Origin of the sequence: Sulfitobacter sp. AS59 (assembly GCF_038899995.1) — a bacterium.
GTDB lineage: Bacteria > Pseudomonadota > Alphaproteobacteria > Rhodobacterales > Rhodobacteraceae > Sulfitobacter.
In genome coordinates this window covers 46,165-59,760 of the sequence record NZ_JBBMQK010000002.1, presented here as the reverse complement: position 1 = coordinate 59,760, position 13,596 = coordinate 46,165, and the positions used below count along the sequence as shown (strand labels likewise).

Annotated in this window: 13 protein-coding genes; 11 read left to right on the top strand and 2 right to left on the bottom strand. The window is 60.3% G+C overall.

Annotated elements, in window-relative coordinates:
* Positions 1-1,353 (bottom strand): bifunctional UDP-N-acetylglucosamine diphosphorylase/glucosamine-1-phosphate N-acetyltransferase GlmU, encoded by a 1,353-nt coding sequence (glmU, locus tag WNY39_RS04625; protein ID WP_342844477.1) that lies wholly within the window; start codon positions 1,351-1,353, stop codon positions 1-3.
* A gap of 117 nt (positions 1,354-1,470) precedes the next feature.
* Here glmU and WNY39_RS04620 point away from each other — a divergent pair, with 117 nt between their 5' ends.
* Positions 1,471-2,142: an HAD-IA family hydrolase gene (locus tag WNY39_RS04620; protein WP_341234355.1), complete on the top strand. Its 672-nt coding sequence runs from the start codon at positions 1,471-1,473 to the stop codon at positions 2,140-2,142.
* A gap of 4 nt (positions 2,143-2,146) precedes the next feature.
* Positions 2,147-3,337, top strand: a complete 1,191-nt coding sequence (locus tag WNY39_RS04615) for an aminotransferase class I/II-fold pyridoxal phosphate-dependent enzyme (protein ID WP_342844476.1) — start codon at positions 2,147-2,149, stop codon at positions 3,335-3,337.
* 55 nt (positions 3,338-3,392) lie between these two features.
* Here the strand turns inward: WNY39_RS04615 and WNY39_RS04610 are convergent, their stop codons facing one another.
* Positions 3,393-3,863: a pyridoxamine 5'-phosphate oxidase family protein gene (locus WNY39_RS04610; RefSeq protein ID WP_342844474.1), complete on the bottom strand. Its 471-nt coding sequence runs from the start codon at positions 3,861-3,863 to the stop codon at positions 3,393-3,395.
* Positions 3,864-4,005: 142 nt separating this feature from the next.
* Here WNY39_RS04610 and WNY39_RS04605 point away from each other — a divergent pair, with 142 nt between their 5' ends.
* From WNY39_RS04605 to WNY39_RS04565, 9 genes are read left to right on the top strand one after another with little or no spacing between them, the layout of a single operon-like run.
* Complete coding sequence (locus WNY39_RS04605; RefSeq protein WP_342844473.1) at positions 4,006-5,169, top strand: isovaleryl-CoA dehydrogenase; 1,164 nt, start codon at positions 4,006-4,008, stop codon at positions 5,167-5,169.
* Positions 5,166-5,654 (top strand): lysozyme inhibitor LprI family protein, encoded by a 489-nt coding sequence (locus tag WNY39_RS04600; protein ID WP_342844472.1) that lies wholly within the window; start codon positions 5,166-5,168, stop codon positions 5,652-5,654. The genes WNY39_RS04605 and WNY39_RS04600 overlap by 4 nt, the downstream gene beginning before the upstream one ends.
* Entirely contained in the window at positions 5,655-7,181 is a 1,527-nt protein-coding gene (locus tag WNY39_RS04595) for an AMP-binding protein (protein ID WP_342844471.1), read from the top strand.
* Positions 7,182-7,215: 34 nt separating this feature from the next.
* A complete protein-coding gene (locus tag WNY39_RS04590) occupies positions 7,216-8,820 on the top strand; it encodes a carboxyl transferase domain-containing protein (protein WP_342844468.1) in 1,605 nt (534 codons plus the stop codon).
* A gap of 10 nt (positions 8,821-8,830) precedes the next feature.
* Positions 8,831-9,247, top strand: coding sequence for an ASCH domain-containing protein (locus tag WNY39_RS04585; protein WP_093915950.1), 417 nt, complete (start codon positions 8,831-8,833; stop codon positions 9,245-9,247).
* Positions 9,247-11,196, top strand: a complete 1,950-nt coding sequence (locus tag WNY39_RS04580; RefSeq protein ID WP_342844466.1) for an acetyl/propionyl/methylcrotonyl-CoA carboxylase subunit alpha — start codon at positions 9,247-9,249, stop codon at positions 11,194-11,196. The genes WNY39_RS04585 and WNY39_RS04580 overlap by 1 nt, the downstream gene beginning before the upstream one ends.
* The gene (locus WNY39_RS04575; RefSeq protein ID WP_342844464.1) at positions 11,193-11,846 is read left to right on the top strand and encodes a glutathione S-transferase family protein; all 654 of its coding nucleotides are present in this window, start codon (positions 11,193-11,195) and stop codon (positions 11,844-11,846) included. Before WNY39_RS04580 ends, WNY39_RS04575 begins: the two co-directional genes overlap by 4 nt.
* A 53-nt stretch (positions 11,847-11,899) precedes the next feature.
* Complete coding sequence (locus WNY39_RS04570; protein ID WP_342844462.1) at positions 11,900-12,757, top strand: hydroxymethylglutaryl-CoA lyase; 858 nt, start codon at positions 11,900-11,902, stop codon at positions 12,755-12,757.
* Complete coding sequence (locus tag WNY39_RS04565) at positions 12,757-13,542, top strand: crotonase/enoyl-CoA hydratase family protein (RefSeq protein ID WP_342844460.1); 786 nt, start codon at positions 12,757-12,759, stop codon at positions 13,540-13,542. Before WNY39_RS04570 ends, WNY39_RS04565 begins: the two co-directional genes overlap by 1 nt.
* The last annotated feature ends 54 nt before the right edge of the window (positions 13,543-13,596 follow it).

The window sequence follows — 13,596 nt, the reverse complement described above, 5'->3', positions numbered from 1 at the left end:
TTAGCTGCCTCTCTGCTGTTTTGCCTTTTTGGCTTTTAACATTTCGAACAATTTCCGCGCCATGCCCGGTTTTTCAACCTGCGGCGCGCGTGACAGGGCCAAAGCGTCGGCTTCGACGTCGGATGTAATAACAGACCCGGACCCGGTCATTGCCCCGTCGCCAATATGGACGGGGGCCACCAGCATGGTGTTGGACCCGATAAAGGCATTTGCGCCGATATGGGTGTGGTGCTTCATCACGCCATCATAATTGCAGGTGATTGTCCCCGCGCCGATGTTGGATTTCTTACCAATGGTGGCGTCGCCGATATAGCTCAGGTGGTTGACCTTGGCCCCTTCGTCGATCTGGGCATTCTTAACCTCGACGAAATTACCGATCCGCACGTCTTCGGCCAGTTCGGTGCCGGGGCGCAGGCGGGCGTAGGGGCCGATGATGCCGCCGCGCGACACATGGCAGCCCTCAAGATGGCTGAACGCGCGGATGGTGGCACCGTTTTCGATGGTCACGCCGGGGCCGAATACGACATTAGGTTCGATCACCGTGTCACCGCCAATATACGTATCGCGTGCGAAATAGACGGTTTCAGGGGCCACCAAGGTGACGCCGCTTTCTAGCATGGCGGCGCGGGTGCGCGCCTGAAACGCGGCATCTGCAAAAGCAAGGTCAGCGCGGGAGTTCACGCCCATCGTCTCGGCCTCGGCGCAGGTCACTGCGGTGGCCTTTAGGCCCCGCGCGCGGGCGATGCCGATGATGTCGGTCAGATAGTATTCTTTGGAGGCGTTGTCGTTTTCAACCGCATCAATCAGGTCAAACAACAGCTCGGATTTACAGGCAACAACGCCGCTATTACATAGGGTTATGGCGCGTTCTTGATCTGTGGCATCTTTGAATTCGACAATCCGGTCCAGACTGTCACCTTGCATCACCAAACGGCCATAGCGCGCAGGGTCAGCGGCCTCGAACCCTAAAACAACCACGTCATTTTGCTGCAGCGCATCGCACATCGCCTCGAGCGTTTCGGGCTGAACAAAGGGGGTGTCGCCGTATAGGATAATCGCTGTGCCTTCAAAACCCGCTAGCGCCTCGCGGGCCTGTCCAACGGCATGAGCAGTTCCCAACTGTTCCTCTTGCACAACGACTTGCGCATCTTCGTCAAACGCTTGGGCGGCAGCGCGCACCTGATCGGCCCCGTGTCCGGCAACGACAACCGTGCGGGCCGGCGATAGCGCGGCCCCGGAAGCCATGGCATGTTCCAGCAACGGCGCTTGGGCAACGGGGTGCAGCACCTTTGGTAGATCGGATTGCATCCGCGTGCCTTTACCAGCGGCCAATAGGATGAGTGCGACTTCCATATAAATCTCTTTAATAAATTGACTGAGGGTCTCTTTACCTTGTTGGCGTTTATGCGCAAGGCTAGCGCCGATCAAAGATGATTTCGGCCTGCAACATGACTAAGCGAAGGAGCGCCGATGAAAACGGTTGTATTCGACCTGGACGGCACATTGGCAGACACCAGCGGTGATCTGATTGCAGCGGCCAACGCCTGTTTTCGCGACATGGGGGCGGGCGATCTGCTGGATCCGTTTCAGGATGCGGGCACCGCCTTGAAAGGCGGGCGTGCGATGCTGCGATTGGGGATGGACCGGCTTGAGCACGCAGACGGTGCCGCAATGATAGATCGGTATTATCCATTTCTCATTAAGGCTTATGGTGAAGACATCGACACGCATACGGTGCTGTATCCCGGCGCGATGGACGCGGTCGAAGCATTGAAAACTGCGGGCTACCGCGTGGCGATCTGCACCAACAAACCCGAAGGGTTGGCGCATACATTGTTGACCCGTCTGGGCGTGCGCGATGCATTCGGGGCGATGTTGGGGGCCGATAGCTTGGCGGTGCGCAAACCTGATCCGGAACATCTGTTTGAAACGGCGCGGCGCGCGGGGGGGGACCCTGCGCAATGTTGTTTAGTCGGTGATACGGCCACAGACCGTGATACCGCCGCCGCGGCCGGTGTGCCCAGTATTTTGGTCACCTTTGGCCCCTCGGGCGAGGATATGGCCGCCCTCAAACCCGAAGCATTGCTGCACGATTACGCGCATCTGCCCGCCTTGGTGCCCAGCCTGATCGGGGAAATCTGAGCGCATGGAGGTGTTCAAAGGCAGCTTTACCCAGCAGGAACCCATTCCAGAAGACGCAATCGAGGCAGCCATCGCGGTGATGCGCCATGGTCGGTTGCACCGCTATAACACCGCCGGTGACGAAATCGCAGAAACGGCCCTGCTAGAGCAGGAATTCGCGGCGCTGGTGGGGGCTAAATACTGCGTGGCTGTAGCATCGGGCGGGTATGCGATGGCAACGGCATTGCGCGCGGTGGGCGTGAAGCCGGGCGACCTTGTGCTGTCAAACGCCTTTACGCTGGCCCCTGTGCCGGGCGCGATTGCCGCTGTCGGGGCCGAGCCTGTGTTTGTGGATGTGACCGAGGGGCTGGTCATTGATCTGGCTGATCTGGCCGGCAAGGTGGACCAAGCGGATGTTTTACTGCTGAGCCATATGCGCGGCCATATCTGTGACATGGACGCGTTGATGGCGCTGTGTGATGCGGTGGGTGTGACGGTGATTGAGGACTGCGCCCATACCATGGGGGCCGCGTGGGGCGGTGTCGCGTCGGGGCGTCATGGCACGGTTGGGTGTTATTCCTGCCAGACCTACAAGCACATCAATTCGGGCGAGGGCGGTTTGCTGGTCACCGATGATGCGGACGTGGCGGCGCGTGCGATCATGCTGTCGGGGTCGTATATGCTGTATGAAAAACATCTCGCAGCCCCTCCGCCAGAGGCATTCGCGCAGATCAAATACGAGACGCCGAATATTTCGGGCCGTATGGATAATCTGCGCGCCGCGTTGCTGCGGCCACAACTGCGCGACCTGAATACGCAGGTGGCCCGCTGGAACGAGCGTTATTTTGCGGTCGAGGCCGGATTACGCAACACGCCCGGATTGACTGTGATCGAACGGGCGGCAAAGGAAAGCATCGTGGGATCGTCGATCCAGTTTCTGTTGCAGGGCTGGCTGCCTGAGAAGGTGCAGGAGGTCTTGAACCGTTGCTTGGCCCGCGGGGTCGAGCTGAAATGGTTCGGCGCGGCAGAGCCGTTGGGCTTTACCAGCCGCTATGACAGTTGGAGATATGTGCCCGTCGCGCCCCTGCCCAAAAGCGACGCCGTGCTGGCCGGACTGATCGACATGCGTGTGCCGCTGACCTTTAGCATCGAAGATTGCACGTTGATTGCACGTATCATTCGCGAAGAGGTCAGCACGGTATTCCAGCAGGCGTGAGACGGAAAAAGGGCGCTCGAAAGCGCCCTGATTTCATTGTGTTTGCTGTAACCGCTTAGAACCGGACCGTGCCATGCTGGCCCATATCGGGTTTTTCGTCGGTGATCTGTGCCTTAGCGATCTCGTACAGAAACGACAGGCTGCCCCCGGTGGCCCAAACTTCGGCCTGCGACAGGTCAAAGCGCACCAGCTGCACATCATCGTCTTGACGCCCATCCTCGAACCATGCGCCTGCAACGGCTGACCACAATTCATCCAGCTTGGCAGGGTCGGTCACTGCTTGCACCTTGCCATCGATGCGCGCGTACAGGTGTTCGTCATTGCTTATCACGACATATTCAGCCGACGCGCCCGTTTGTGCGGCTTTGGACAGATCAGTGCCGTTTGCCGTGATGAACCACAACACGTTTGCGTCCTTGTCGACATAATGGGTCATGGGAACAGCGCGTGCGCCGTCGGTGCCCAACATCCCGGTGCGGATGTCTTTGATACGGTCCCAGAATTCTTCCTTCAACGTGTCGGCCATGGTAAATATTCCTTTATATTTGCTTTCCATGTCCAACGATCAAAGCGGCTTGGGGGTTCCCGCCAGCTTTAGATTTGCTTGACTGAATCATCTGGGGGTGTAAAGTAATGAACAACTGTTCAATAAGCTCTGGGAGGGGTCCATGTTCAACGCCAGCATGAAATTTGATTTGGGCGACGATGTGAATGATCTGCGCGATATGGTGCATCGTTGGGCGCAAGAGCGGGTCAAGCCTATGGCCGCCAGCATTGACCAGAAAAACGAGTTCCCGCCCGAGCTTTGGGAAGAGATGGGCAGCCTTGGCCTTCTGGGCATGACCGTGAACGAGGAATTCGGCGGCACCGGCATGGGCTATGTCGCACATACCGTCGCGGTCGAGGAAATCGCGCGGGCGTCGGCCTCCGTCTCCCTATCCTATGGGGCGCATTCTAACCTTTGCGTTAACCAGATCAGCCTGAACGGCACGGCCGAGCAAAAGGCGAAATTCCTGCCCGGTCTGTGTTCCGGTGCCCATGTGGGCGCGCTGGCCATGTCAGAACCGTCTGCGGGCAGCGATGTCGTATCGATGAAGCTGCGCGCTGAAAAGCGTAACGATCATTATCGCCTGTCGGGTAACAAATACTGGATCACCAACGGCCCTGATGCCGATACGCTTGTGGTATATGCCAAGACCGACCCGGATGCGGGGTCCAAGGGGATCACGGCATTCCTGATTGAGAAATCGATGAAGGGGTTCACCACCAGCCCGCATTTTGACAAGCTGGGGATGCGCGGGTCAAACACCGCCGAGCTGATCTTTGACGATGTCGAGGTTCCGTTCGAGAATGTGCTGGGCGAAGAGGGGCGCGGCGTGCGGGTTCTGATGTCGGGCCTTGATTATGAACGCGTCGTTTTGGCGGGTATCGGGTTGGGGATCATGGCGGCGTGCTTGGATGAAATCATGCCCTATATGGCGCAGCGCAAGCAGTTTGGTCAGCCCATCGGGAGCTTTCAACTGATGCAGGGTAAGATGGCGGATATGTACACCGCGATGAATTCCGCCCGCGCCTATGTCTACGAGGTCGCCAAGGCTTGCGACCGTGGTGATGTGACCCGCGCAGATGCTGCGGCCTGCTGTCTTTATGCAAGTGAAGAGGCCATGAAACAGGCGCACCAAGCGGTGCAAGCCATGGGCGGTGCCGGCTATCTGTCCGACAATCCCGTGGGCCGTATTTTCCGCGATGCCAAGCTGATGGAAATCGGCGCAGGGACATCAGAAATCCGGCGCATGCTGGTGGGCCGCGAGATGATGGGATCGATGGGATGATCCGGCTGGCTGCCGTCTTGGCGCTGGTGGCATCACCTGCTGTTGCGCAGGATCTGAAGTATTCGGATGCAAGTACGCAATCCTGTCTGGAAGAGGCCGAAAGCTATGGCGCAAAGATTGATTGCGCCGGTGCATCGGCTGGGCAGTGCATGGAGGACACCCCCGGCGGCCATAGCACCGTTGGAATGGGCGGCTGTCTGGATCGCGAACTGGCGTATTGGGATGGCCTGCTGAACAGCCATTACAAGGCGGCAATGACGCAGGCCAAAAACCTTGATGCCGACCGCCCCGCATCGATGAAAGATGTACCGGGTGCGGCGACCGCCTTGCGCGAGATGCAACGCGCGTGGATACCGTTCCGTGACAAGGCCTGCGGATACGAGGCGTCGCTTTGGGCGGGCGGCACGGGGCAGGGACCTGCGACACTGAGCTGTCTGATGCAGCAAACCGCCAAACAGGCCCTGACGCTTGAGCCTTGGGGCTAGATGGTGGTTGGCTCTTTACCCGGTCTGGATGCGGATGGCGCGTGGGATATTCCTGCGCGGCTGAATATGGCGGCGCAATGTCTGGACCATGATGCGGGGCAAACTGCAATCATCGATCTGACGGGCGGCGCGCGCCGTGATGTGACCTATGGCGAGCTGTCCGAAATGGCCGATGGTTTGGCGCGGTTTCTGCTTCCTCGTGTTCAGGCGGGTGCCCGTGTCGGCGTCTTGCTAAGCCAAAGCCCGTGGTGCGCGGCGGCCCATCTGGCGATCTGGAAAATAGGCGCGATTTCAGTGCCTTTGTTTAAGCTCTTCAAGTATGACGCGCTAAAGTCACGGGTGCTGGATGCGGGCATTAACCTTGTCCTCACCGATCCCGAAGGGCGCGATCTGCTGGGCGATCTGGCCGAGGCCTGGATGGCTGACAGCGTGGGCATTGCGGGTGACCCCATTCCCTATGCCGATACCGAAGCGGATGATCCGGCGGTGCTTATCTATACGTCTGGCACCACCGGCAGCCCCAAGGGCGCGGTGCATGGGCATCGCGTGCTGACCGGTCATTTGCCCGGCGTGTCGCTAAGCCATGATATTTTGGGCAAGGCTGACGATTGCCTTTGGACCCCCGCGGATTGGGCGTGGATCGGCGGTTTGTTTGATGTGTTGATGCCGGGGCTGGCCTTGGGCGTGCCGGTTGTTGCTGCGCGAATGGCCAAGTTCTCGGCCCAAGACTGCGCGCGCATTATCGCCGACGGTGCCGTGCGCAATGTGTTCTTCCCGCCGACAGCGCTGCGTATGCTCAAGGCGGCTGGGGTGGATCTGCCCGGTTTGCGGTCCGTCGCATCGGGTGGCGAACCGCTTGGCGCGGAAATGCTGGCATGGGGGCAGGGTGCCTTCGGCCTCGCGATTAACGAATTTTACGGCCAGACCGAATGCAATATGGTGGCGTCCAGCTGTGGCAGCCTGTTCCCCGCGCGCCCCGGATGTATCGGCAAGCCCGTACCGGGCCATGATGTGGCCGTGATCGACGACGCGGGCATGACGACGTCCGAAGAGGGCGACGTCGCGATCCGCCGTGGATCGGCGGCGATGATGCTGGGCTATTGGCATCGCCCCGATGCCACCGCAGAGAAATTTCGCGGCGACTGGATGGTCACCGGTGATCGCGGCATCTGGGAGGGCGAGTATCTGCGCTTTGTCGGCCGCGAGGATGACGTGATTACCTCAAGCGGGTATCGCGTTGGCCCGGCCGAGATCGAAGATTGTCTGCTGACCCATCCGGGCGTCGCGACCTGCGGCGTTGTGGGCAAACCTGATGCCCTGCGCACCGAAATCGTCAAGGCCTATGTCGTGCGCAAACCGGGCAGCGACGTGACGGGTGACGCCTTGCAAACATGGTGCAAAACCCGTTTGACCAGCTATTCTTACCCGCGCGAGATTACATTTCTGGACGCGCTGCCCATGACCGTGACGGGCAAGGTGATCCGCAAAGACCTCAAAGCGCTTGCCATAGGCGAGCTGACCCCATGACTGCCGCCCCCTTTAGCCACCCAAGGAGACCGACATGAAGTTGACCTCGCAGGCGTTGCCCTCATCCGAAGGCTTCAAAGCCAATGAAGCCGCCCATCTTGAAGCGTTGCAAACCGTGCGCGACGCGTCTGACGCTGCCGCGTTCGGGGGCGGAGAGAAATCCCGCGCCCGCCATGAAAGCCGCGGCAAGATGCTGCCGCGCGAACGGGTGGCGAATTTGCTTGATCCCGGATCGCCTTTCCTTGAGGTCGGCGGGCTGGCGGCGCATGGGCTCTATGGTGGCGCTGCCCCTTGTGCGGGCGTGATCGCGGGTGTGGGTCAGGTGCATGGCATCGATTGCATGATCGTGTGCAATGATGCGACGGTTAAGGGCGGCACGTACTTCCCAATGAGCGTGAAAAAACACCTGCGCGCCCAAGAGATCGCCGAGGAAAACCATCTGCCTTGCATCTATCTGGTCGATAGTGGCGGCGCGAACCTGCCCAACCAAGACGAGGTGTTCCCCGACCGCGATCACTTTGGCCGGATTTTCTATAATCAGGCCCGAATGAGCGGTAAGGGCATCCCCCAGATCGCCGTCGTTATGGGGTCGTGCACGGCGGGCGGTGCCTATGTGCCTGCGATGTCCGACGTGTCGATCATCGTCAAAGAACAGGGCACGATCTTTCTGGCGGGACCGCCGCTGGTCAAGGCCGCGACCGGAGAGGTCGTAACCGCCGAGGATCTGGGCGGCGGCGACGTGCACACCCGGCTCTCCGGTGTGGCTGATTATCTGGCCGAGGATGACGCACATGCCTTGGCCCTTGCCCGCCGTGCCGTTGCGGGGCTGAACCGCGCTAAGCCCGCGAATGTGCAGTGGCAGCCAAGCGAAGAACCCGCTTATGACCCTGCTGAAATGCTGGGTGTTGTGCCTGCCGATCTGCGCACGCCTTACGACATTCGCGAGGTCATCATGCGGCTGGTCGATGGCAGCCGTTTTGATGAATTCAAAGCGCGCTATGGCGAAACGCTGGTCTGTGGCTTTGCCCATGTCAAAGGCTGCCCCGTGGGGATCATCGCCAACAACGGTGTGTTGTTTTCGGAATCTGCCCAAAAAGGCGCGCATTTCGTCGAGCTGTGTTCGCAACGCAAAATCCCGCTGGTGTTCTTGCAAAATATCACCGGTTTCATGGTGGGCCGCAAATACGAGAACGAAGGTATTGCGCGGCACGGGGCCAAGATGGTGACCGCCGTGGCATCGACCAATGTGCCGAAAATCACCATGCTGGTGGGCGGATCATTCGGCGCGGGCAACTATGGCATGGCGGGGCGAGCCTATTCCCCGCGCTTTATGTGGACATGGCCCAATTCGCGGATTTCCGTCATGGGCGGCGCGCAGGCGGCAGGGGTTCTGGCCACGGTCAAGCGCGACGCGATTGAACGCGCTGGCGACAGCTGGAGCGCCGAGGACGAGGCCAAGTTCAAGCAGCCCACCATTGATATGTTCGAGGAACAGTCGCATCCGCTTTATGCTTCGGCACGGCTATGGGATGACGGCGTGATCGACCCGCGCAAAAGCCGCGATGTGCTGTCGCTGTCTCTGCGGGCCAGTCTGAATGCACCGATTGAGGATACACGCTTTGGCGTGTTCCGGATGTGAGGGGATCGCTATGACAAAAACACTGCAAGAGATCGTCGATGCCAACCCGGACGCGGAAACATTCCGCTTTGGCGACAACCCGAAACTCTGCGCGGATATTATCGCGCTGGTGCGGGCTGGTAAAAAGACCGCCACCTGTGAGGCCGCATCCGCCTATGGCGCGGGCGGTGATGCCTACCCCGAGGTCGGTCGCCGCGACATTGCGCTGAACTGGGACGGCACGCCCGCCTTTATGATTGAGACGGTCGAGGTCTCCACCCGGCGTTTCAGCGAAATGGACGCCGAATTTGTCGCCGCACAGGGGGAATTCCGCGATCTGAACGATTGGCGCGCCAGTTACGAGGCGTATTTCCATCGCACCTGCGGGTTCAAACCGGATATGAAACTGATGTGCGAACGCTTCACTTTGATCGAGGATTACGCCTGATGTTTGATACAATTTTGATTGCGAACCGGGGCGAGATTGCCTGCCGTGTGATGGAAACGGCCCAAACGATGGGCGTGCGTTGTGTGGCGGTGTATTCTGACGCCGACCGCGCCGCGAAACATGTCGCAATGGCGGATGCGGCGGTACATATTGGCGGGTCCGCCCCGGCGGAGAGTTATTTGCGCGGGGATGTGATCATTCAGGCGGCGCTAGACACAGGCGCACAGGCGATCCACCCGGGCTATGGCTTTCTGTCAGAGAACCCCGATTTTGTCGACGCGGTCGAGGCAGCAGGGTTGGTGTTTATCGGACCCTCCGCAAAAGCGATCCGTGCAATGGGATTAAAGGACGCCGCTAAGGCCTTGATGGTAAAAGCAGGTGTTCCCGTTGTGCCGGGCTATCACGGGGCGGATCAGGACGATGTGTTACTGGCAGCCGAGGCGGATAAAATCGGCTATCCGGTATTGATCAAGGCCGTCGCGGGCGGCGGCGGCAAGGGCATGCGGCTGGTCGAAGCGGCGGGCGGTTTTCAAGCAGCGCTGGATAGCGCGCGGTCCGAGGCCAAAACCGCCTTTGGCAATGCCGATGTGCTGGTCGAGAAATTCGTGACCAAGCCGCGCCATATCGAAGTGCAGGTGTTTGGCGATGGCACCCATGCGGTGCATCTGTTCGAACGCGATTGTTCGCTGCAACGCCGCCACCAAAAGGTGATCGAGGAAGCCCCAGCCCCCGGCATGACGCCTGAAATGCGCGAGGCCATGGGGCAGGCGGCCGTGACGGCAGCCGAGGCGATCGGCTATGCCGGGGCGGGCACCATCGAATTTATCGTGGACGGGTCCGATGGTCTGCGCCCCGACGGGTTTTTCTTTATGGAGATGAACACGCGGTTGCAGGTCGAACATCCCGTAACCGAGGCGATCACTGGCGTTGATCTGGTCGAATGGCAATTGCGCGTGGCGGCGGGAGAAAGCCTGCCAATGCGTCAGGATGAGTTGCGCATTCAAGGTCACGCCTTCGAGGCGCGGCTGTATGCGGAAGACGTGCCAAAAGGGTTCCTGCCCGCGACGGGGACATTGTCGCATCTGGCATTTGAAAAAGGCTGCCGTGCCGATAGCGGCGTGCGGGCGGGCGATACAATCAGTCCGTTTTATGACCCGATGATTGCCAAGATCATTGTCCATGGACCGACGCGGGAAATTGCCCTGTCCAAGCTGCGATCGGCTTTGAAACATTGCGAAGTTGGCGGCACCGTCACAAACCTTGCATTTCTGGGCGCGCTTGCTGGGCATGACGGCTTTGGTGCGGGCGATGTGGATACCGGGCTGATCGGTCGCGAGATCGACAGCCTGACCGTCGCGCCTGATGTGCAACCGCGTCACGCGGCACTGGCGGGGATGGCGGCGTTGGGTTTGCTGGATCCGGCGGAGGATGCCGGTTTTACCTTGTGGCAACCTTTGCTGCGTCAGGTCGGTTTGACTTGGGGCGGCGAGGATCATCTGTTGAAGGTGCAGGTCATGTCGCCGCGTGAACAGATTTGGCAGGTGGATGGCACTGAGGTGACTGCGCAGCGCGTCGGCGCTGGCTGGCAAGTTGGCGGGCAGACCGCAGCGTCAGTCGCGGTGAATGCAGGGCAGGTCACTGTCTTTGATGGCTACGGGCTGGTGTTTGATGTGATCGACCCGCTGGCGCGCGCCGCTGGTGGCCACGGCGACGGTAATCTGGTCGAGGCACCGATGCCGGGGTTGGTGCGCAGTGTCGATGCCGTTGTCGGGCAATCTGTTGCCAAGGGGGACCGTTTGGCCGTGCTTGAGGCGATGAAGATGGAACACAGCCTGCTGGCCGCGCGCGATGGTGTGGTGGCCGAGGTGCTCGCCGTTGCGGGCGATCAGGTCGAAGCGGGGGCGGCGCTGGTCCGGCTAGAGGCCGAAACCGAGGAAGGCACCGCATGATCACGCTGCATCACGCGGAACAGACCCGTTCCATGCGCACCCTATGGCTGCTGAACGAGCTGGACGTGCCGTTTGAAGTGGTCGTGCACCCGTTCGACAAATCCCTGCGCGATCCTGCCTATCTGGCGATCTCGCCCGCGGGGCGGGTGCCCTCGCTGGAGATTGACGGACAAACCATGTTCGAGACCGGGGCCATTGGCGAATACCTGTGTGAACGGTTCAGCCCCGACGATCTGGGCCGTATGCCCGGATCAGAGGACCGGATGGCGTGGCTAACATGGATGCATTTCGCCGAAACCCTGTCGCAACATTGCGCAGCACTGACCCAGCAACACATCGCCCTGCGCGATGACAGCATGCGCAGCCCGATTGTAATGAAGCTGGAAGCCGCTAGGGTGGTGAAATGTTATGATGCAATTGAGGCGCGGCTGGAGGGGCGCGATCATTTGCTAAGCAGTGGCTTTACGGCGGCGGATATCGGGGTGGGGCAGGCGGTCTATATGGCGCAACATTTCGCCAAGCTGGACGCGCATCCACGGGTGGCGGACTGGTACCAGCGCATTTCAGAGCGCGAGGGGTTCCAGAAATCACTGCCCCAAGGGGCACCTTTGTTTGCGCAGTCGTTCTTTGAACCTTGGCCGATCGTGTGAGGCCAATGGCGTTACTTTGAGTTTATTTGGCAAAATGAAGGGGAGGGACGGAGATGAACAAAGGCGTTTGTGAGATATTCGAGGTGGGGCCACGCGATGGGCTTCAGAACGAAGCGCGCGAAATTCCGGTGGCCGAGAAGATTGCCTTGGTTGATCTGCTAAGTCGGGCGGGATTTTCGCGGATTGAAATCGCCAGCTTTGTCAGCCCCAAATGGGTGCCGCAGATGGCCGGATCGGGCGAGGTGTTGGCCGGTATCAAACGGGCCGAGGGCGTCCGCTATGCGGCGTTGACGCCGAACATGCGCGGCTATGAGGACGCGGTGGCGGCAAAGGCGGACGAGATCGCGATCTTTGCCTCGGCCAGCGAAGGGTTCAGCCAGAAGAATATCAACGCCAGCATTGATGAAGCGTTCGAGCGCTTTGCCCCCATTCTGGAAGAGGCGCGGCATGTGGATATGCCTGTGAGGGGCTATGTGTCTTGCGTGATTGAATGCCCCTATGACGGGGCCATCGCCCCTGCGCAGGTTGCGGCGGTGGCCGACAGGTTGTTCGCCATGGGCTGTTATGAGGTGTCGCTGGGCGATACCATCGGGGCAGGGACGCCAGACACGATTGCAAAGATGTTGCTGGCGGTGCGCGATGTTGTACCGGTCGGGCGGCTTGCAGGGCATTTTCACGACACCAACGGGCGGGCGATTGATAACATCGATGCGTCGCTGTCCATGGGGGTGCGTGTGTTTGATGCGGCCGTGGGCGGGCTTGGCGGCTGTCCCTTTGCACCCGGTGCTGCGGGCAATGTGGCGACCGAAGCGGTGAATGCGCATCTGACGGCATTGGGATATGAAACGGGGCTGGATCAAGCATTGATCGAAGAAGCCGCGGCCATGGCACGGCAGATGAGGAACGGTTGATGTTCGAGACGATCACGATTGAGACGGACCCGCGCGGGGTCTCCACGCTGACCCTTGCGAGGGAGGAAAAGCACAACGCCATGTCGGCGGCCATGATCGCGGAACTGACACAGGCGGCGGCGCAGCTGGGCGCTGACGATGCGGTGCGGGTTGTTGTGTTGACTGGTGCGGGCAAAAGCTTTTGCGCAGGCGGCGATCTGGGGTGGATGCAGGCGCAGCGCGATATGGGTGCCGCCACGCGGTCGGCCGAGGCGGGCAAGCTGGCCACGATGCTGGGCGCGCTGAACGCGCTGCCAAAGCCGTTGATCGGGCGGGTGCAGGGCAATGCCTTTGGCGGCGGGGTTGGCATGGCGTCGGTCTGTGACGTGGCGATTGGTGTCGATACCCTCAAGATGGGGTTCACCGAGACACGGCTGGGCATTATTCCCGCCACCATCGGGCCCTATGTGCTGGCGCGGATGGGCGAAGGGCGCGCGCGGCGTGTGTTCATGTCGGCGCGGCTGTTTGATGCGCAAGAGGCCGTCGATCTGGGGCTGTTGGCGCGGATCGTTCCGGCAAGTGACCTTGATGCTGCTATCGAGGCTGAAGTCGTGCCGTATCTGTCTTGCGCCCCCGGCGCTGTCGCCGCAGCAAAGCAATTGGCCCGCGATCTGGGCCCCCGCATTGATGCCGATGTGGTCGCGCACACGATCGCAGCATTAGCCGCAAGATGGGAGACCGAGGAAGCCGCCGAAGGCATCGGTGCGTTTTTCGACAAGCGCAAGCCAGCTTGGGCCTCGGGTTGATTTAATCTTGCACTAAGTTACGTCGCCCTTGAGCGGGATTATTGAGGGAAATAT